This window comes from Stenotrophomonas sp. SrG (genome assembly GCF_050031795.1).
Classification (GTDB): domain Bacteria; phylum Pseudomonadota; class Gammaproteobacteria; order Xanthomonadales; family Xanthomonadaceae; genus Stenotrophomonas; species Stenotrophomonas rhizophila_A.
On sequence record NZ_JBNBBE010000172.1, the window covers coordinates 1 to 284 of the forward strand.

1 pseudogene is annotated in these 284 nt (G+C 67.6%); it reads right to left on the reverse strand.

Going from position 1 to position 284, the window contains the following annotated elements:
• Positions 1 to 284: pseudogene (locus ACQG3P_RS19415) on the reverse strand (TonB-dependent siderophore receptor); the annotation flags it as partial.

Genomic DNA, 284 nt, shown 5'->3' on the forward strand with positions numbered 1-284 from the left:
GTCGTAATCCAGCTCGCGATCGGTAGAGGCGGCAACGACGCGGCAGCGGAAGCGGCCCCCGCGGGTGAGCGGGGCGTTGACGTCGGCTTCCATGCGGCGGAAGTCCCAGCAGCCGGCGCTGATGGCGAAGGAGGCGTCGAACTCCTTGCCGGGGCGCTTGCGCAGCAGGTTGACGGTTGCCGAGTGAATGCCGGCGCCGCTGAGCAGGCCGTTGGCGCCGCGGATGACTTCGATGCGTTCGTAGAAGGCGGTGTCGTATTCCTGGTTGGTGGAGCCGCTGTAGT